This is a genomic window from Pseudofrankia inefficax (genome assembly GCF_000166135.1).
GTDB classification, from domain to species: domain Bacteria; phylum Actinomycetota; class Actinomycetes; order Frankiales; family Frankiaceae; genus Pseudofrankia; species Pseudofrankia inefficax.
In genome coordinates, this window is sequence record NC_014666.1 from 5,471,231 (window position 1) to 5,490,324 (window position 19,094).

The window sequence follows — 19,094 nt, forward strand, 5'->3', positions numbered from 1 at the left end:
CGCGTCCGCCCGCGCCGGCCTGGGGCCGCCCCGGCGAACGACCGTCAGCCTGCCGTCCGGACGCGGCGGCGGGCTGCCGCCAACCCGTAAAGTTCTGTCGATGGACCGCCTCTATCTCGCCGGTCCGACGCGGCTGCGCCTGGCGGCCCAGGAGCGGGTCGACTGGCACGACCACGCCGAGCACCAGCTCGCCTACCCGGGCAGCGGAGTCCTGCGCGTCACGACCGCGCTCGGCTCCTGGGTGGTGCCGCCGCTGCGGGCCGTGTGGCTGCCCGCCGAGCTGCCGCACGCGCACCGCGCCTACGGGCCCACCCAGATGCACTCGCTCTGGTTCGGCGCCCACGACGACCCGTTCGGCGCGCGGACCCCGACCGTCGTCGCGGTCTCCGACCTGCTGCGCGAGATCATCCGCGCGCTCACCGACCCGGCGGTGCGAGAGGCCGACCGCGCGGACCTGACCAGGGTGCTGCTGCGCGGGCTGCGTCCGGTGGCCGCGCCGAGCCTGCACCTGCCGCAGCCGACCGACGACCGGCTCGCCGGGATCACCGAGGCGCTGCGGCGCGACCCCGCCGACCCGCGCACGCTCGCCGAGCTCGGCGCGACCGTGGGCGCCGGCGAGCGCACGCTGAGCCGGCTGTTCCGGGCCGAGACCGGGATGACCTTCCCGCAGTGGCGGGCCCAGCTGCGGCTGCATCACGGCATGGCGCTGCTGGCGACCGGCGAGCAGGTCACGACGGTCGCCCTGACCTGTGGCTACAGCACGCCGAGCTCGTTCACCGCGGCGTTCCACGCGGCGTTCGGCGTCACCCCGACCCGCTACGCCCGGGACTCGCGGCCCTCCTGACCGGACGTCACGGGTGGCCGCGTCCGTCCTGGCTGGCAGTTGTTGCGGCCGGGCCACCGGCGGGATGAGGCTGGTACGGCAGCTGGCCCGCCTGCGACGGGCCAGAGCGACCGGAGGTCGACCATGCCGCGCTTCCACCACGCCAACCTCGGGATGCCCCCGGGCCTCGACGAGCGTGAGGGAGCCTTCCTCGTCGGCGTCCTCGGCTACCGCAAGCTGGTCCCGCCGGCAGAGCTGGTCGGCAGGGCCCAGTGGTACGAGGCGGACGACGGAAGCCAGATCCACCTCAGCGTCGATCCCGACCACCGACCGGCGGCCCGCGCCCACACGGCGATCGAGGTCGACGACGGCGTCGAGGGCCGGCTCGACACCGCAGGCGTCCCCTACCGCTCCGCCAACGCCGGCGACCTCGTGGTGATCTTCTGCGACGACCCGGCCGGCAACCACTGGGAGCTGCGCCGCCCGCTCAGCCGGTAGGTGTCACCGCCGGTCGGCCCGAGGGTGCCACCGGCGACCGCGCCCGCACGAGGGCTTGGCGGCCCGAATGGCGCGCACATCAGGGCGTCGCCCGCTCACGCTGGGACTCCACGCCTGGAAACCATCGTTACCTTCCGATTTCGCCATGGATTCTGCGGTCCAAAGGGGGTAACTTCTGCGCGGTTCGCAGCAACGGTCGGCCGGAGGTATCGCCCATGTCCGCAGTCGCCCCGACGGTCGCCGTTCGCACACCGCCCGAGAAAGGGCTGAAAACCGGGGCGCTCGGGCTCGCGTCCTCCGTGGTCATCGGTGTGGCCTCGACCGCGCCGGCCTACAGCCTCGCCGCCACGCTCGGCCTCGTCGTGTCCTTCGTGGGCATCCACACGCCGATCGTCGTCATCCTGGCGTTCGTCCCGATCCTGTTCACCTCGATCGGCTACGCCGAGCTCAACCGGGTCGACCCCGACTGCGGCACGACGTTCACCTGGGCCGGGCGGGCCTTCGGGCCGAGCGCCGGCTGGTGGGGCGGCTGGGCGATCATCGCGGCCGACGTGCTGGTCATGGCGAGCCTGGCCCAGGTCGCCGGCCAGTACCTGTTCCTGCTGTTCAACGCGGACGGGATCGGCTCCGACCCGGCCAGCGCCTGGGTGCTCCTGGTCGGCATTCTGTGGATCATCCTGATGAGCTACATCTGCTATCGCGGCATCGAGATCTCGGCCAACATCCAGAAGGCGCTGCTCGCGATCGAGGTCGTGGTGCTGCTCGTCTTCTCGATCGTCGCCCTGGTCAAGGTCGGCGCCGGGACCGCGCCGGTCGGGTCGCTGGGCGTGAGCTGGTCCTGGTTCAACCCGTTCGGCGGCGACTTCGCCAGCTTCTTCAACGGCATCACGCTGATGCTGTTCATCTACTGGGGCTGGGACTCCGCCGTCGCCGTCAACGAGGAGACCGAGAACCCGACCGAGACGCCGGGGCGCGCGGCCATCCTGTCCACGGTGCTGCTGCTGGTGACGTACATCCTCGTGACGATGGCGGCCCAGTCGTTCGCCGGTGTCGGCGACAGTGGGATCGGCCTGGCCAACCCGGACCACTCCGGCGACGTCCTGTCGATCCTCGGCAAGGCCGTCTTCGGCGGCTCGGGCTTCGGCTCGGTCCTGTCCCACCTGCTGATCCTCATGGTGCTGACGTCGGCCGCGGCCTGCACGCAGACGACGATCCTGCCGACCGCCCGGACCACCCTGTCGATGGCGGTGCACAAGGCGATCCCGGCCTCGTTCGCCCGCATGCACCCGAAGTACCTGACCCCCACCGTGTCGACCGTCGTCATGGGCGGGATCTCGGTAGTGCTGTACGTGGCGATGAACTACATGTCGTCCGGCCAGGTGATCAGCGACGCGGTCACCGCGATCGGGCTGTTCATCGCGATCTACTACGGTCTCACCGGCTTCACCTGCACCTGGGCGTTCCGCAGGACGCTGCTGCACAGCATGCGGTCGTTCTGGCTGCGGGGCGTCCTGCCGACGCTCGGCGGCCTGATCCTCTGGTTCGCCGGGGCGTGGACGGTGTGGAGCGGCTGGGACGTGGCGACCGACGACAGCTACACGACCTGGCTGATGCCGTTCGCCCCGCACTGGCGGATCGGCGGGGTCTTCCTGGTCGCGTTCGCCTCGGTGCTCGTCGGGCTGGTCGCGTTCGTCGTCTGGCGGATCGTCAAGCCGTCGTACTTCACCGGCGAGACGCTGCGGCAGGACCTCGCGGTCACCGAGACCGGCGAGATCGTGCACATCGACCCAGGGCCGGCCGGCGCCTGACCTCCCCCGGGGCGCCCGCCCGTGGACGCTGCCGCATGAAATCGAGCTTTTCAGCCATGGAACGTCTCCCGGCTGTCGAGTTCACTGCGGACTGTGAGCAGAACAGCGGCTCACGCGGCGGACACCCCCGGGAGGAACCGGCATGTACACCCAGGCAGGCGGACCACAGACCCTCGGCGTCGCGGGTTCGGCGGCCGGCCCGCCGGTCGTCACGAACCTCGTGCTGGTCGGCGCGACCGTGCTCACCGGCCTGGCCGCCGGGGTGCTCGCCCTCTACGCCCACACCGTCATGCCCGGCCTGAAGAAGTCCGACGACCGCACCTTCGTCGCCGCGTTCCAGTCGATCGACCGGGCGATCATCAACCCGTGGTTCATGGTCACCTTCTTCGGGGCGCTGATCCTGACGGGCCTGGCGGGCGTGCTGCACCTCGGCCCTGACCGGCGTTCCGTGCTGCCCTGGCTCGTCGGCGCCTTCGCCCTGTACCTGATCACCGTGGTCATCACGGTGGCGATCCACGTGCCGCTCAACGACGCCATCAAGGGCGCCGGCGACCCGAACCACATCGACGTGGCCCGAGTTCGCGCCGCCTTCGACGAGACGCGATGGGCGGCCTGGAACCTCGTCCGGACGATCACGGCGACCGGCGCCTTCGTCATCCTCGTCGGCGTCGCGGCGGCCAGGCACCGGTGACGTCGGATCAGCGGCTGTTCCCGCGGCTAACGTGAGGCTTCATGGACGTCGTCGCCGGCCTTCTCAACGGGCCGCGTGCCCACGGGGCGTTCCTGCTGCGCTCGTCGCTGACGCCGCCCTGGTCGCTGCGTATCCAGGACGAGGCGCCGCTCACTCTGGTGGCAGTGGTGCGGGGCGAGGCCTGGGTGATCCCCGACGGGAGCGATCCGGTGCCGCTGTGCCAGGGCGACGTGGCCATCCTGCGCGGTCCCGACCCCTACACGTTCGCCGACGACCCGGCCACCCCGCCGCAGGTCGTCATTCACCCCGGCCAGCGCTGCACGACCCCCGACGGCGAGCACCTGGCCGAGATGCGGGAGCTGGGCGTGCGGACCTGGGGCAACAGCCCGCAGGGCGCGACGGTGCTGGTCACCGGCACCTATCAGGTGCTCAGCGAGATCTGCCGGCCGCTGCTGGACGCGCTGCCCGTGCTCCTGGTCCTGCCGGGCGAGTCCTGGGACACGCCCCTCATCCCTCTGCTCGCGAGCGAGGTCGGCAAGGACGACCCGGGCCAGGAGGCGGTGCTCGACCGGCTTCTCGACCTGCTCCTGATCGCCGTGCTGCGCACCTGGTTCGCCCGCCCCGACGTGCGGGCCCCGGCCTGGTACCAGGCGCACAGCGACCCGGTCGTGGGCGGCGCCCTACGGCTGCTCCACGACAACCCGGCCCACCCCTGGACGGTCGCCGAGCTCGCCGCCGCGACCCATGTCTCCCGAGCGGCCCTGGCCCGCCGGTTCACCGACACCGTCGGCCAGCCCCCCATGGCCTACCTCACCGCGTGGCGCCTCGCCCTGGCGGCCGACCTGCTGCGGCCTGGCACCTCGATCAGCGAGGTGGCCGCGCAGGTCGGCTACGGCAGCTCGTTCGCGCTCTGCACCGCCTTCAAACGGGTCCGCGGGATCAGCCCCCGCGAGCACCGGGCCCGGGCGGGCCTCCCCCAGGCCCCGGTCGCCGCGACCAGGCCCTGGCCGCGTCAGCCCGCCTGAGCCGGCAGCACGGGCAGGACGATCGACGAGACGTGCGCCGCGTCGTGGTGGACGCGCTGGGTCGCGGTGAGCATGGTCGTCGCGGTCGCGAGCGGTTCGCCGGTGCCGAGGTTGCGGGCGTAGCGGGGGTGCGCCCCGCACGAGACCTGCACGCGGATCCGGTGGCCCGTCTGGAAGTGGTGGGCGGCCGGCCACAGCTCCAGGCGCGCGGTACGCACGGTCCCGGGCGGAGCCTGCGGGTCGGGCGCCAGCCGCACCAGCCGGTCACAGATGTTGGTCGAGACGCCGGACGGCGACACGTCGCACAGCCGTACGAAGATGTCGAACGTCTCGCGGTCCGAGCTGGCCTCGATCGACGCGGTCACCGTGCCCGCGAACCGCACGGGCGCGGCCAGCGGCGGCCCGGTGTAGGTCAGCACGTCGGCGCGGGCCTCCAGCTCCCGGTTGTCCTGGGCACCGGCGTCGCGGCCCAGCCGAGGTCCGCCCAGCGACGGGGTCGGGTCCGCCGGGTCGTAGCGGATGACGTCCGGCTCCGCGTCGGCCGGCGGCTCGTCGGCCGACAGCCCTCCACCCGGCTGGAGCCGGTAGCTCGTCGGGACGACACCCGGCGGCGGCCAGTGCCGATACTCGCGCCACCCTCCGCCCTCACCCGTGACGAACGCCCGGACGATCGGCTCCGGCGCTTCGCCGAAGCCCTTCACCTGCGCGTCGAGGAACGTGAGCGTCTCCGTCACGGTCGGGGCGGCGGCGCCCCGCGAGACGTGGAACCAGGGGCCGACCACAAGCCGGGGCGTATTGCCCGCCGCGCGCAGGGCCTGGTAGCTCTCGATCTGCCAGGGCAGGAAGATGTCGTACCAGCCGGTGACCATGAGGACCGGCGCGGTGACGTTCGCGAGGGTCTGCCGGTGGTCCTGGCGGGTCCAGTACTCGTCGTCCAGGCCATGGGTGAGCCAGTCCTGGTAGAAGTCGACGTGGCGACCGACGGCGACGGTGTCCGACTCGGACAGCGGCAGGGTCGCCAGCCCGCGCCGCAGCGCCGGCGAGCCGCCGCGCAGCTGGGCCAGCGCCACCCGGGCCATCCCGCGGCCACCGGCCTGCATGTTCGCCATCATCGACGACCATTCCAGGCAGTTGGCCAGCGAGAAGGAGCCTCCGTCGTAGGTGGGCAGCCCGAAGTGCGGCATCGTGATCGTCGGAACGATCGCGGCGAGCCCCGCTTCCTTCTCGCCCGCGACCGCCCACTGGGTATAGCCGAGGTAGCTCGGGCCCATGGTGGCGATCGTCCCGCCGTACCAGGGCTGTTGACGAATCCACTCCAGCGCCGCGAGCCCGTCGGCCTTCTCGTGCACCTGGGGCACGAATGGCCCGCCCGAGCCAAACGTGCCGCGGCAGCTTTGGATGACCACCTGGTAGCCACGCTCGGCGAACAGAAGACCCTGAGTGGCGCCAAACAAGGCCCGTCGACCGTAGGGAGACCGAACGAGCAGGATTGGCGGGGGCGTACGATCACCGGCTTCATCGATATCGGCCGGATAGTAGCGATCAGCGAGAAGAATGTGCCCGTCCGCGCCGGGAATCCGAAGGTTCTTCGCCACCTTCACCCGGGCCGTCGCCGCCGGTAAACCGTAACGCTTGCCGATCAGCCGGCTCGCGAAAGACATAGGCTCATACCCCACAACGCTCAGAGCAACGCTGACCCGCCCCGCTCAGGCCGCACCCGACGACGGCGAGCGTAGCGGCGAGGTCGGCGCCTCGAACGCCCATGGTTCCGCTGAGCGGAAGAATCCTCGGCTGTCCCGGGTGCCGGACCCTCCGCCGGCCGTGCGCGCGCCCTGAGCGCGTGGCGACGTGACCTTCCGTCACCGGGGCGGCAGGCGGCCGCGGGCTCAGGCCAGGATTCGCGACTTCTCCCGCTCGTACTCGGCCTGGGTGATCTCCCCTTGCTTGCGCAGCTCGGCCAGCTTCGCCACCTCGTCGGCGACGGCGCGGGAGTGCACGGCCGAAGGGCTGAATCCCTGGTAGTGGGTCGCCCGCTGCTTTCTGTCCTCGGCCGACCGCTCGCTCATGCCGTCACCCCGGAGAACCATGTAGCAGAGGACGCCCACCAGCGGAAAGACGATCGTCCCGACCACCCAGCCGGCCTTGCCCCATCCCGAAAGATCGTGGCTGCGAAAGATGTCGGACACCACGACGAAGAGCAGCCCCATCCACACCGCGAACAGACAGAACCAGAGCAATGTCACGAAAGCACCCAGGAAGGGATAGTTCATCGATTGTCGCACCCCCCGTGCAGCTGTGGGTTCGCCACCAGCGACGCCCCCGCCTGTCGTTACCCAGAAATGGGGCAGTCGACCGCAACATGACCACGCTGCCCGGCGTCGGACGGGCATACCGGTCAGGCGGGCGCCGTCTCTGTCGCCCCATGAGCTCCATTTCCCTCGCCCGGGTGGCTGGTCGTGGCGCACGGCGGGCATAGCGCCTGGGTGGAGCTGGTGCGGCGGGGGGCGCCCGTGTCGGGCCGGGTGTCGCTGCGGGGTGCTTTCACGGTGCGCCGGCCGCCACCCGGGCGCGGGCGTCTCGCGCTGATCAGCGCGCTGGCGACCGGGATCCCGCTGATCGTCGGGGAGCTGACGGACCAGCTCGCTCTGGGGCTGACGGCGACCCTCGGGGCGGTCACCGCGATCTACTACCCGAGGTCCAGCTGGCGGTACCGGGCGCGGGCGCTCCCGGTGGTCGCGGTGGGATCCGCCGCCGCGGGCACCGTCGGGGCACTGGCCGGGGGCAACCCGTGGCGCACGGCGATCGCGGTGGCAGCCGTGGCGTTCGTGGCCACCGTCCTGTTCGCGGCCCTGCTCGCGCCCCCACCCGGCGCCGTGCCGATCGTGGTCGCCTGCGCCGTCGCCACCCAGCTCCCACCCGGCATCGCGAACATCGGGACGCGAGCCGGGCTCACCCTCGCCGGCGCGGCCTTCGCCTACCTCCTCACGATGATCGGTTCCCGCGGCGACCAGACCGGGCCCAGCAGACGCGCCGTGGCCGAGGCACTGAAGGCGCTCGCGACCATGTCCGACACCGTGGGCACGAAACAGACCGAGGTCACCCGCCACGACGCCGAACGCGAGATCCGCCGCGCCGAGGTCATCGTCGCCCGTGACCGCCCCGGCGGCGCCCTCGCCGCCATCGCCGCCCGGCTGCGCCGCGTCTTCACCCGAATCGTCGACTACACGGCCCTCACCGGACGGCCCCCACCGGCCAGCGTGGCCCTGCGGCTGCGGGACTATGCCGCAGACGTCGCGAGCGGCCGTTACGACCCGCGGCGAGGCCCTGGCCGAGTGCGCGGTCCCGCCGGGTCGCGTCGTCCTGGCGGGGGGCACGGTCCTGGCGCGGGTCAGGGTCCTGGGTGGTGGTGGCGCCGACGTTCCGCGCCACCCGCGCAGCCAGACGGCACCAGTACCGCCGCGCTGGCCACCGCCTGGGTCGGCGCGGCGTCCCGCGCGAACCTGCTGGCCGACCGCGCTGAGGCGCGGAACCGTCCCGTAGGGCGGAGTCGAACCTCGTCGCCGAGCAGGGCAGCCGGACCCGGCCCACGCCACAGCCGGTCAGCGGCCAGGCATCGGCAGGACCACACATCCTGGGCGTGGCACCGCCTCGCCGTGACAGTGGCCGACCTGGCGCACCCGACCGGCGTCCGGCCGCTGGCGCCGATCATCGCGCCGACCCGCGACCTGCTCGCGGACGGGCTGCGGCCTCGGTCTCCGGCCTGGCCCTGGGCGACGCGGTGCTGCCTCGCGACCGCCGTCGCCGCGCTGCTCGCGATCGCCGCCGGTGTCGACCGGCCCTACTGGGCTCCCGTCGCCGCGGCCTCCGTCCTGGAGGTGCGGACGGCCCGGGTCGCCGGCCAGCACACCGTGCAGCACATGCTCGGCACCGCCCTGGGCGCGCTCGCCGCCTTCGCGCTGCTGACCGTCCCGCTACCGGTGTGGTCGCTGATCGTCGGCGTCATGGCCCTCCAGGCCGCGATCGAGCTGCTCAACCCCGCCAACGGAGGGTTCGGGGCGCTGCTGGTCATGCCGTTGACGATGCTCGTCGCCCAGGTCTCCGGGCCAGGGCAGTCGGCCGAGTCGCTGCTGGTGTCCCGGCTCGTGGACACGCTGCTCGGGCTGGTCGTCGGCCTGGCCGCCTCGTTCCTTCTCTGGCCTCGGGTCGCCGGCCACCGGCTGCCGTACGCGCTGGCCGACTGCGTGGGCGCCATCGGCGCTCTCCTGGCGAACCTGCTGGCCGAGGCTTCTCCCCCTGGCCCGCGCTCAGCGCCACGGTCGACCGAGCGGGTGGGACGGGAGCCGCGGCGCGCTCAACGTGACCGGCGACGGGGAGCGGCCCGCCACCACGTCGAGGCGACCCTCGAATGGCTGTCCGAGATGCACGTCGAGGCCGACAACGAGCCAGGAGAGGCCGCACAGGCTACCTGGCCGACGGTCGTCGCCGCCCGACGGCTCGGCTACCTCGTCCTGCTCGAACCACCCGGTCTGCGCGACGCGCTGCCCGCCACAGCGGGAACTCCCGAAGGCATCCGGCTCCTGTTCGGCCAACTCGCCGCCGGCATGCGCGGCGACGCCTCGCCGCCGCTACGGGAGCCGGTGCAGCTACCCCCGTTCCCGCCCCTGCTGCGCGAGTTCGCCGCCCTGGTCGACTCCGCCCCACAACGCTGAGCCGGGCTCGGTCCGTAGGCCTGGACCGCCGAGCCTGCCGGCTGTCCATCCTTCTGGACCATCTGTTCGGAAGCATGGTCGTACTAACCGACCGCCTGGTTCGCATCCGACAGCTTCCGCTGATCCCCTGAGGTGGCGGCCAAACTGACAGCGGAGCCAGCAAACGAGTCCAGCTAGACAGTCGGCCGCCCTCCCGTGGGATGACGACATGCCAGTAGCCGACGGCCGCAGAAAATAGAGTGCGGGCGTGATGAGGATCGGAATCACCTACCCCCAGAACGAGCTCGGGGGCGATCCCCAGGCGCTGCACCGGTTCGCCGTCACCGCCGAGGAACTCGGATATGACCACCTCCTTCTCTACGATCACGTCGTCGGCGCGGTCGCAGGGATCGAGCGCCAGCGACCGGCGCCGGCCCGCGCCTACCACGAGAAGGACCCGTTCCACGATCCGCTGGTCGCCTTCGGCTACCTCGCCGCGATCACCCAGCGGATCGAGCTCGTAACCGGCATCCTGATCCTGCCGCAGCGCCAGACGGTCCTGGTCGCCAAGCAGGCAGCCGACGTCGCCCTGCTGTCGGGCGGCCGGCTGCGACTCGGCGTCGGCGTCGGCTACAACCCGGTCGAATACCACGCGCTCGGAGCCGAGTGGACGACCAGAGGCCGCCGACTCGACGAGCAGATTCCCCACCTGCGCCGGCTCTGGACCGGCGAACCGGTCACCTTCGACGGCGAGTTCGACCAGATCGACCACGCCGCCGTCTACCCGCCACCACCCCGGCCCATCCCGATCTGGCTCGGCGGCTCATCCGAGGCCGCTTTCCGCCGGGCGGCGCGGCTCGGCGACGGCTTCGTGTTCGGCTACGGAATGCGCGAGGAGGCCCTGCTCGCCTGGTCACGAGTCCGCGAGTTGCTGGCGGAGGAAGGCCGCTCGCACACAGACTTCCGCGCACTGTTCAACCTGCTGCCGGACGCACCCGGAACCTGGGCCGCCCAGACCATCGAGGCGCTCCCCCGCCTACGCGACGCGGGCGCGACCGACGTCGCACTCACAAGCGCCCGCAACGGCCTACGCACCCTAGACGAACACCTCACATTCATCGCCGACCTCAAGCAACGCGCCGACGTCGCCCTCGGCTAATGCCTCGATCACCAAAGTCCGCCGGCCGTGTTGATCGCCGTTTTCGCCCTCTGGTGGCTATAAACAGACCCTGGTGACGACCGCCCGAGGGCCAAAACGGCGATCATGACGTTCTCTCCCCGGTCCGTGCCAGGGCCGGCGGCGTGGCGTGGGGTGTGAAGCGATCGCCCTGTTCCCACGATTGCCGATTCTCCCCAGAGATCGCCGCGAGCACTCGTTCGACCGTGTCGTCTTTCTCCCCCACGGGCGCGACGTAGTCGATCGCGGCTCGGGCGGCGTCCTCGCCGAGGGTCTGGGCGATGACCCAGGCTGCGAGGTACTGCGACGCGAGGCAGCCACCAGCGGTGGCGACATGGCCGACGGCGTGGAACGGCTTGTCCAGGACCGGCACCCCGCATGCCTCGACGAACGGCCGGCTGGTGGCGTCCGTGCAGGCCGGGACGCCCGCGAGCAGCCCGAGCCGGGCCAGGACCAGCGCACCCGAGCACTGCGAGCCGATCAGCTGCCGGGCCGGGTCCAGCAGCTGTGACAGCGACGCGATCAGGCTCTCGTCGCGGACGATGTCGCGCGTGCGAACACCGCTCCCGACCAGCACGACGTCGGCCGACGCGGCGAAGGCCAGCGGACGCTGACCGGTCACCTCGACGCCGTTCATCGACGTGACCACGGGCGTGGGCGTGGTGAGATAGGCCGTCAGGCCGTCAGGCCGTCACGGCGGCACCGGTTGATGATCGCCGCGGCGATGAAGCTGTCCAGCTCGTTGAAGCCATCGAACGTCAGGACGGCGACCGTGAACGCTGGTCGAGGCGAAAGCGATGAGGCACCGTTACCGACAGCGCTGTTCTCAGCAGTCACGGGGCACGGTAACACTGGCTCGGCGGGCGGTGGTGGGCGATGAAGGGTCTGCTGTTGCGGCTGTCGGCGCTCGACGCCGATGCTGAGAGCGCGGTTCGGGTGATCGCCTACTTCGACGCGCTGGTCGCGGCCCGCGCGGATGCCGCCGCGCTGGTCCGGGCGACGGCGACGCTCGCGGAGTGCGGCGCGGGCCTGGAGACGCCGCGGGCGGGCCGGGTCCGGTATCGCGCGGACGGCTCGCCCGCGCTCGCGGCCTCGGCTGGCGGGCCCGGTTCTGGTACCGCCGAGCCCGACCGGGTGTCCAGCTGGACGAGCGTCGGAGCGGACGGCCGGGTGTGGCTGGAGCGGTCGGGGCCGGTGCGGGCGCTGGACGAGATCGTGCTGGAGCGGATGGCGATCGCGGCGCAGGTCGTCGACGCGCGGGCCCGTCCGTCGTTGCACATCGCCGACCCTGCTCTGGTGGAGCTCGCGCTCTCGGAGCGGGAGTCGGACGAGGACCGGGCCCGGGCGCTGCGCCTGTTGGGCCTGCTGCCCGACGTGGCCATCCGGGCGGTCGGGATCTGCGCGCCGGCCGGCGTCGACGTCGGGGTGCAGGCGGTCGCGCTGGTGGCTCGTGGGCGGCTGGGGTCACGGACGGTGCGGGTCGCGGTGCTGGGTCGCACGGCGGCTGTCCTGTTGCAGGACCGGGCCGCGACGGCCAGTCCGGCCGGGGAGCTGCGCCGGGCGCTCGCCGAGCGCGCGGCGAGCGGGCCGGGCCGGGGCGCCGACGATCATCGGGCCGCGCGTGACGACGGAGCCCACCAGGCGCGGGTGGGGGTCGGTGGGCCCGTGGAGGGGCTGGAGGCGCGGGCCTCGTGGCGGCAGGCTCGGCTGGCGCTGCGGTTCGCGGCACCGGGGGCCGCGGACACGGCGGTCGTCGACTACGCCGAGCTCGGGTCGTTGGCGTTGCTCGCCGACCTTCCGGTGGACCGGCTGCGCCGCGACCCGGACGTGCGGGCGCTCGAGAGCCTCGCCGGCTCGCCGGCGGGCGCGGCGGACGTCGCCGTGCTGGAGGCGTTCTGCCGGGCGGGGTCGCTGCGGCAGGCGGCCTCGGGCCTGCACCTTCATCACAGCTCGGTCGCGGCGCGGGTGGCCCACCTCGAGGACGTCCTCGGCTGGCGGCTCGACGAGCCGGAGGGCCGGTTCCGCGCCCATCTCGCGCTGCTGGCCCGCCGTCTCGCCGCCACGGCGTAGCGCGGGGCGGTCGGCGCGGCGGCTGGCGCGCACCGACGAGTGGCGGGCACGCACGCGTCGATTCCCGACGCCTGTCGGGTGACCCCGGCCACACCCGTCGGGCAGAGTGCCAGCAACCACCGCTGAGGGGATCTGCCGGATGACCTACCGATTCGACCCGGAACTGGCCGCCATCGTCCCGATGCTGCCCTCCGTCGACTTCACCGACCCGCCGACGGTGCGGGCACAGATCGAGGAGCTCACGCGCGCCTTCCAGACCGACACCGAGGGCGTCGACGTCCAGGACCTGCTGGTCCCCGGGCCCTCGGGCGACGTCCCAATCCGGGTCTACCGGCCGGCCGGCGCGACCGGGACGACCGCCGGCGTGCTCAACATCCACGGCGGCGGCTTCGTGATCGGCAACGTCGGCATCGACGACGGGTCCTGCCTGGGCCTGGTTCGCGCGCTCGGCGTGGTCATCGTGTCCGTCGACTACCGGCTGGCGCCGGAGCATCCGTTCCCCGCGGGGCTGGAGGACTGCTACGCCGCGCTGGAGTGGACCGCGAAGAACGCCGCCGAGCTCGGCCTCGACCCGACCCGCCTCGCGGTCCACGGGTCGAGTGCGGGCGGGGGTCTCGCGGCCGCGCTGGCACTGCTCGCCCGCGACCGCGGCGGGCCGCCGTTGTGCTTCCAGTTCCTGGGATTCCCCGAGCTCGACGACCGGCTCGAGACCCCGAGCATGCGCGCCTTCGTCGACACCCCGATGTGGAACCGGCCCAACGCGATCATCAGCTGGGACGCGTACCTGGGCACGGGCGTCCCGGGCAGCCCGGACGTGTCCCCCTATGCCGCGCCGGCCCGGGCGACCGACCTGACCGGTCTGCCGCCCGCCTACGTCTCGGTCATGGAGTTCGACCCGCTGCGCGACGAGGGCATCGCCTACGCCCAGGCGCTGCTCGCCGCCGGCGTCCCGACCGAGCTGCACCTGTTCCCCGGCACCTTCCACGGCTCCGGAATCGTTGGCCAGGCCGCCGTCAGCCAGCGCGAGAGCACCGAGGCCAAGGCCGTTCTCGCCGCCGCCCTCGGCCTGCCCCCGCGCCCGTGAGCCCTGCCGCCAGCTGACCAGCCGGGGCGGCGGCACGCCTCCGCTCGCGCACCAGAGAAAGAGGGGCACCATGTTCCGTCGTCGAAGGACCGCGTGCGCCGCGGGATTATCCGCCGCCGCGGTGCTGCTGGCCGCCGGCTGCGGCTCGTCGTCATCGGGCGGCGCGGCCGCGGGCGGGACGACCGGCCCAGCCACCCAGAAGATCACCATCGGCGTCATCGCCGACCTGACCGGGGCCGCGGCCTCCCCCAACAAGTCGGTCGTCGCGGGCGTCAAGGCCGGCACGTACTACGCGGCCCGCAACGGCTACACCGTCAGGTACGTCGTTGGTGACACCGCGACGAACCCGGCGACGGCCCTCGCCCTCGCGCAGAAGTTCGTCACCCAGGACCACGTGTTCGCCGTCATCGGCAACTCCGCGCTGCTGTTCACCGCCGCGCCCTACCTCACCGCGCACAACGTGCCCGTGATCGGTGCCAGCGCGGACGGTCCCGAGTGGATCACCTCGAAGAACATGTTCTCGATCTGGGGCCCGCTGCAGACCACCAAGGTCGCCACGACCCAGGGCAAGTTCCTCAAGCAGATGGGCGTCACCAACCTCGCCGACGTCGCCTACTCGCTCCCGATCGCCTCGGAGGCGGGCGAGAGCACCGCGGTCTCCGCGCAGGTGGCCGGCGTCAAGGTCGGCTATCTCAACACCAAGGTCACCCTCGGCTCCGACGTCGCGCCCCTCGTGCTCGCGATGAAGGACGCCGGCGTCGACGGGCTCGTCGCCCAGATGAGCCCGGACGCCGCGTTCGCGATCGTCAAGGGCCTGCGTGAGCAGGGTGTCAACCTCAAGGTCGCGCTGCTGCCCACCGGCTATGGCGGCGACCTGCTGCAGGCCGGGCCTGGCGCGCTCCAGTCGGCCCAGAACGTCTACTTCCTCTCCGGCTACGAGCTGATGGAGATGCGGACGCCGGCGACCAAGCAGTTCGCCGCCGACCTCAAGAGCGCCGGCACCACGACCGCGCCCACGTACGCGATGTACAACGGCTACGTCTCGGTCGGCCTGCTCGTCGCCGGCCTCAAGGCCGCGGGCCCGAACCCGACTCCCGCGTCGCTGCTCACCGGGCTCGGCACCATCCACGACTGGAACGCCCTCGGCCTCTACGGCAGCCACACCGTCGACATCAACGACCGCGAGAACGTCGTCTCCGGCGCCGACAACTGCCAGTGGATCGCGAAGCTCCAGGGCAGCACCTTCACGGCCGTCCCGAACGCCGCCCCGATCTGCGGCGACGTCGTCCCCGGGCGCACGGTCGCGCCGTCCTCCTGAGCCCCTGAGCCGGGCGGCGTTCCGGACCTCGGCCCTATGGCGCTGACACATCCGCGGTATCGGTCTCCACGGCCGTATCGCCCAGAAGCGGACGCAGCCATTGGGCCGAGGGGTCGGCGTCGATGAGCAGGGCCTTGGCCAGCAGCGTCATCGGAACCGCCAGCAGCGCCCCGAGCGGGCCGAGGACGAACGCCCAGAACACCAGCGACAAGAAGGTCAGCGTGGCCGACAGCCGCACCACGTTGCCGACGACCTTCGGCTGGATGAACGACTGGACGACCATGTTGACGACTGAATAGACCACGACGACCCAGATCATGCGGACCACGCCGCCCTCCAGCAGGCCGAGCAGCGCGGGTGGGACCAGGCCGACGACGAACCCGATGTTGGGAATGTAGTTGGTGATGAACGACAACAGCCCCCACAACAGCGGCAGCGGCACCGCCAGCCATTGCAGCGCAAGCACGTCGAGGGCGGCGACGATCAGCCCGAAGAGTGTCGAGACGGCCAGATAGCGGCGGGTGTTGCGAGCGAAGTCTCGCAATGCCGCCACCAGGAGTGGCCGCGACCCGGCGACCACGTCAAGCCGTCGGGTGAACGACTCGCAGTCGATTGCCAGGAAAAACACCAGCGTGACGAGGAAGACCAGGCTGGAACCCGCCGAGGTCAGCCCGGAGAGAATCCTCTGCAACACACCGGACAGCTTGGACAGGTCCAGCCGGCCTATCGCCGTGCTGGCCTGTTCCGGCTGGACGCCCAGGTCCTCCAGCCACCGGGTGCCCTGGTGCAGCAGGTTCTCGAACTGCGGGCGGTAGTCCGGCAGCAGCGTCACCAGCCGGGCGACCGACACGACCAGGGCGGCCAGCAGGCCGGCCAGGATCGCGTAGATCGCCGCCATCACGACGACGACGCCGATCCACCCGGGCACCCCGCGCCGCCGCAGCCGGGCCTGCAGCGGGTGCACCGTGACGACGAGGACCAGGGCCAGGAACGCCGGGCCGAGGGTGTCCCGGAAAGCCCGGACTCCGGCCGTGGCGACGACCAGCGAGGCCATTCCCAGCAGAATTACCAACGGACGGCTCAGCGGTCCGGACGGGGTACCGGTCGACGACATCCGCATCTTTTCCGGCCCTTCCGCCGAGCCCCGCAAAGAGCCGTCAGCCGCCGGCGAGAAGCGTCACGACGCCGCTGGCGAGGAAGTATAGACCGCTGGCCGCCGCCAGCAGGAGGACGACATCCCATCCGTGACGGTTCATCCAGCCGTTGTAGGCGGCCAGAATCAGCCCGGTCCGGCGGGGCGCCAGCAGTCTGAGTAAAATCGGCAGCTCCACCATGAGCAGCACGAGTGAAGCACACACGAACAGCGCGACAATGGTGACGCCCCAGCCGAGGTCGGCGTCGGCGAGCTTCTTCAGAGCGGCGACATAGAGCGCGGACGGCAGATAGGTCGTCACCCCGACCAGGAAGATCGCGCGGACGCCGCCGGGCCGCCCGCGGCCGACGGGCTCCTTCGGCGCCGGGACGGGCGGCGGAGCCGGCCCGGCGGCCTCACGCGTGGTGATCTCGACGCGGCGGGGCGGCCGGCGGATCGCGGTCGGGCGATGCCGGGCGACCCAGAGCGCCAGCAGGAGCAGCGTCACCCCGAGAAACGTCTGCAGCCCGGCGCCGAGGGTCCGCTCCTCCCCGGGAGGCAGCTGCGCGACGCGCAGGATCACCAGGATGGCGGCTCCGGCGCCGACGGTGACGGCCGCCGCCCCGCCGAGGTAGGCGAAGGCGTGCCGCAACGAAGGCGGATCGCCCAGGTAACGCACCACGATCGCCAGTCCGAGCGGATAGATCCCGGCGGCGACGGCAAGGGGCAGCGCGCCGGTCATCGTCGCGACTCCGGCCGGCCCCCGGCCTCGGCGTCGAAGGCGCCCTGGTGCGTCGTCATCCAACGCCGGCGACCGGTCGCCGGTGCCTGGGCCGCCTCGCGGAGCTCGGGGCTGCGCGCCACCGCGGCCGCGTACCAGCGGCCGTAGCGGCGAGCGCCCGACGGCGCCGTGAGGCCGTGCAGGACGACACTCATGCCGACCGTCAGCATGACGACGGGGACAATCTGGCCCTGTTCGGGCAGACCGCTGGTGGCGACCAGGCCCGCGAAGACGATGGACGCGAGCCCGCGTGGCCCGAACCAGCCGACGTAGGCCACGGTCTGGGGAGCCAGTCTTGACCCGGACAACGCGAGGGCGACCGGGACCATCCGGATCACGGTCAGGCTGAGCAGCCCATAGGCCACCGCCGTCCAGGTCGCCGAGTCGAGGGCCGGTGCCAGGTACAGCGCGCCGAACAGCAGGAAGCTCACGGAGACGCCCAGGTTGGCGGCTTCCTCGGGCAGCCGCAGCGCAGCGGACAGGCTCTCCCGCGCCACCAGGCCGGCGGCCAGACCAGCGACCCACGCGGCGATGAAGCCGCTTCCGTCGATCAGGTCCGCCAGCACGTACGCCAGCACGGCCAGCGCCAGCAGCGCCGCCGACTGCCAGCGCTGCCCCGACCAGCCCCTGTTTCTCGACCGCCGCAACGCGAACGCGCCGGCGGCGCCCAGCGCCAGGCCGATCGCGGCGGAGGCGAACAGCGCCCGCAGCAGCACTGATACGGCATACCCGGAACCAGCCGCCTTCTCCTCCTCCCGCGCGAGAGCCAGGAAGATGGTCACGAACGGCAGGACCAGACCGTCGTTCAGGCCGCCCTCGACGTTGAGCGCATGCCGGATCAGTCGGGGAACCCGCTCGTCGGTGATGACCGGCAGCCCGAGCGCGGAGTCGGTCGGTGCCAGCACGGCCGCCAGCAGCGCCGCCCCCCACGGCCCGATGTCGTGGAACATCGCCCAGCCCAGCAGCCAGCCAACCGCCATCGTCAACGGCAGCCCGAATCCCAGCAGCCGACCGGGCAGCGGCGCCTCCGTCGCCCAGGAGCCGACGTTGGCCCCCATGGCGTCGCTGAACAGCACGACGGCGAGGGTCAGCTCCAGAAAGATCGTGGCGCCGTGCCCGGTCTCGGCCGGGTTGACCAGGCCGGTGACCTGCTCGCTCGCCAGCAGGCCGGCGGCGGTGAATACCATCGCGCCGCTGACCGGCGTGTGCCACAGGCGCCGCTCGACCAGTGCGTAGCCGAAGATCGCCACTGCCACCGCCGCGACCGCCGGGTCCATGCGTGCTCCTGCCTGGAGTGACCGCGGACCTGGCGGTCGGCGACCTCGCCTCAGCGTCGCCGGACTCCTGCCTCCCACTCAGCACACACGGTGTCGACGGCGCGGTCATCACCCGGCCGAGGTGAGCCCGCCGCCGGGCCGAGCGGTTCAGCCTCGTCCGCGACGAGCAGGCGGGCGGCCAGCCAGGCGGAGGCAGCCGCGATGAGGGCACCGTCGAGGTAGTGGCAGGCCATCGCGCCCAGGTAGCTGGGTCCGCCCCAGGCGTTCGTCGTGAAGTTCGGGTCGAGGCCCGCGGTGACTTGGATGCCGGCCCGGAACACGCTGTAGGCCAGCGCCGAGGCGACCACGCCCGCCGCCACCGACCGGGCCAGGCCGCCCGGCGAACGCGGCGCGGCCCGCAGCGTCCGCCCGATCCGCCGCGCCGCCGGCCGGCCGAGCGGAGCCACCAGGAGCAGCGCGACAGGCGCGGCGGCCGCACGAATCCGAGCGACGGCCAAAAGCGCGACGGCCGCCAGGAACAGGCCGAGATGCGGCCACCAGGCGGCGGTGCCGGCGTGCTCGGCCTCGCGGACCGGTGAACGGCGCGCGTAGATCACCCCGCCGGTCGCCATCCCAGCGGCGAACAGGGCGGCCACCAGCGCGGTCAGCACCGGGGAGAGGTCGGCGAGAACCCGGCGCGGCCGGCCGGGCGACGGCTTGATCGTGGCAGTGGAAGGCATGGG

At 72.3% G+C, this 19,094-nt stretch carries 18 protein-coding genes; 10 read left to right on the plus strand and 8 right to left on the minus strand.

The window, feature by feature from the left end:
• Positions 1 to 100 precede the first annotated feature (100 nt).
• The 5 genes from FRAEUI1C_RS22185 (at position 101) to FRAEUI1C_RS22205 (ending at position 4,845) form a co-directional block, all read left to right on the plus strand.
• Positions 101 to 844: an AraC family transcriptional regulator gene (locus FRAEUI1C_RS22185; RefSeq protein ID WP_013425582.1), complete on the plus strand. Its 744-nt coding sequence runs from the start codon at positions 101 to 103 to the stop codon at positions 842 to 844.
• A gap of 123 nt (positions 845 to 967) precedes the next feature.
• A complete protein-coding gene (locus FRAEUI1C_RS22190; RefSeq protein ID WP_013425583.1) occupies positions 968 to 1,321 on the plus strand; it encodes a VOC family protein in 354 nt (117 codons plus the stop codon).
• Positions 1,322 to 1,536: 215 nt separating this feature from the next.
• On the plus strand, positions 1,537 to 3,129 hold the full coding sequence (locus FRAEUI1C_RS22195; RefSeq protein WP_013425584.1) for an APC family permease: 1,593 nt from the start codon (positions 1,537 to 1,539) through the stop codon (positions 3,127 to 3,129).
• 142 nt (positions 3,130 to 3,271) lie between these two features.
• Complete coding sequence (locus tag FRAEUI1C_RS22200; protein ID WP_013425585.1) at positions 3,272 to 3,820, plus strand: anthrone oxygenase family protein; 549 nt, start codon at positions 3,272 to 3,274, stop codon at positions 3,818 to 3,820.
• Positions 3,821 to 3,861: 41 nt separating this feature from the next.
• Positions 3,862 to 4,845, plus strand: a complete 984-nt coding sequence (locus FRAEUI1C_RS22205) for an AraC family transcriptional regulator (protein ID WP_013425586.1) — start codon at positions 3,862 to 3,864, stop codon at positions 4,843 to 4,845.
• On the opposite strand, the gene FRAEUI1C_RS22210 is transcribed toward FRAEUI1C_RS22205, so the two are convergent.
• Complete coding sequence (locus tag FRAEUI1C_RS22210; protein WP_013425587.1) at positions 4,833 to 6,506, minus strand: CocE/NonD family hydrolase; 1,674 nt, start codon at positions 6,504 to 6,506, stop codon at positions 4,833 to 4,835. The genes FRAEUI1C_RS22205 and FRAEUI1C_RS22210 overlap by 13 nt on opposite strands.
• Positions 6,507 to 6,731: 225 nt before the next feature.
• Positions 6,732 to 7,115, minus strand: coding sequence for an SHOCT domain-containing protein (locus tag FRAEUI1C_RS22215; RefSeq protein ID WP_013425588.1), 384 nt, complete (start codon positions 7,113 to 7,115; stop codon positions 6,732 to 6,734).
• A 213-nt stretch (positions 7,116 to 7,328) separates the two neighbouring features.
• Between FRAEUI1C_RS22215 and FRAEUI1C_RS22220 the strand changes: the two genes are divergently transcribed.
• Together FRAEUI1C_RS22220 and FRAEUI1C_RS22225 are read left to right on the plus strand one after the other, a co-directional pair.
• Positions 7,329 to 9,554 (plus strand): FUSC family protein, encoded by a 2,226-nt coding sequence (locus FRAEUI1C_RS22220; RefSeq protein ID WP_157735011.1) that lies wholly within the window; start codon positions 7,329 to 7,331, stop codon positions 9,552 to 9,554.
• A 250-nt stretch (positions 9,555 to 9,804) separates the two neighbouring features.
• Positions 9,805 to 10,692, plus strand: coding sequence for an LLM class F420-dependent oxidoreductase (locus tag FRAEUI1C_RS22225; RefSeq protein WP_013425590.1), 888 nt, complete (start codon positions 9,805 to 9,807; stop codon positions 10,690 to 10,692).
• 103 nt (positions 10,693 to 10,795) lie between these two features.
• Here the strand turns inward: FRAEUI1C_RS22225 and FRAEUI1C_RS22230 are convergent, their stop codons facing one another.
• Together FRAEUI1C_RS22230 and FRAEUI1C_RS42315 are read right to left on the minus strand one after the other, a co-directional pair.
• A complete protein-coding gene (locus FRAEUI1C_RS22230; RefSeq protein ID WP_198318617.1) occupies positions 10,796 to 11,359 on the minus strand; it encodes a type 1 glutamine amidotransferase family protein in 564 nt (187 codons plus the stop codon).
• 26 nt (positions 11,360 to 11,385) lie between these two features.
• Positions 11,386 to 11,547, minus strand: a complete 162-nt coding sequence (locus FRAEUI1C_RS42315) for a hypothetical protein (RefSeq protein ID WP_198318618.1) — start codon at positions 11,545 to 11,547, stop codon at positions 11,386 to 11,388.
• Between the two features lie 39 nt (positions 11,548 to 11,586).
• Here FRAEUI1C_RS42315 and FRAEUI1C_RS22235 point away from each other — a divergent pair, with 39 nt between their 5' ends.
• The 3 genes from FRAEUI1C_RS22235 (at position 11,587) to FRAEUI1C_RS22245 (ending at position 15,182) form a co-directional block, all read left to right on the plus strand.
• Positions 11,587 to 12,780, plus strand: a complete 1,194-nt coding sequence (locus FRAEUI1C_RS22235) for a PucR family transcriptional regulator (RefSeq protein ID WP_013425591.1) — start codon at positions 11,587 to 11,589, stop codon at positions 12,778 to 12,780.
• A 139-nt stretch (positions 12,781 to 12,919) separates the two neighbouring features.
• Positions 12,920 to 13,864, plus strand: coding sequence for an alpha/beta hydrolase (locus FRAEUI1C_RS22240; RefSeq protein ID WP_013425592.1), 945 nt, complete (start codon positions 12,920 to 12,922; stop codon positions 13,862 to 13,864).
• 70 nt (positions 13,865 to 13,934) lie between these two features.
• Complete coding sequence (locus FRAEUI1C_RS22245) at positions 13,935 to 15,182, plus strand: ABC transporter substrate-binding protein (RefSeq protein WP_013425593.1); 1,248 nt, start codon at positions 13,935 to 13,937, stop codon at positions 15,180 to 15,182.
• A gap of 34 nt (positions 15,183 to 15,216) precedes the next feature.
• Here FRAEUI1C_RS22245 and FRAEUI1C_RS22250 read toward each other — a convergent pair whose 3' ends face one another.
• Genes FRAEUI1C_RS22250 through FRAEUI1C_RS36575 form a run of 4 tightly spaced genes read right to left on the minus strand, consistent with a single transcriptional unit; the run spans position 15,217 to position 19,091 of the window.
• Positions 15,217 to 16,296: an AI-2E family transporter gene (locus FRAEUI1C_RS22250; RefSeq protein WP_157735012.1), complete on the minus strand. Its 1,080-nt coding sequence runs from the start codon at positions 16,294 to 16,296 to the stop codon at positions 15,217 to 15,219.
• Between the two features lie 43 nt (positions 16,297 to 16,339).
• Complete coding sequence (locus FRAEUI1C_RS22255; RefSeq protein ID WP_013425595.1) at positions 16,340 to 17,056, minus strand: GAP family protein; 717 nt, start codon at positions 17,054 to 17,056, stop codon at positions 16,340 to 16,342.
• The gene (locus FRAEUI1C_RS22260) at positions 17,053 to 18,372 is read right to left on the minus strand and encodes a cation:proton antiporter domain-containing protein (RefSeq protein WP_013425596.1); all 1,320 of its coding nucleotides are present in this window, start codon (positions 18,370 to 18,372) and stop codon (positions 17,053 to 17,055) included. Before FRAEUI1C_RS22260 ends, FRAEUI1C_RS22255 begins: the two co-directional genes overlap by 4 nt.
• A 50-nt stretch (positions 18,373 to 18,422) precedes the next feature.
• Positions 18,423 to 19,091 (minus strand): hypothetical protein, encoded by a 669-nt coding sequence (locus FRAEUI1C_RS36575; protein ID WP_013425597.1) that lies wholly within the window; start codon positions 19,089 to 19,091, stop codon positions 18,423 to 18,425.
• Positions 19,092 to 19,094 lie beyond the last annotated feature (3 nt).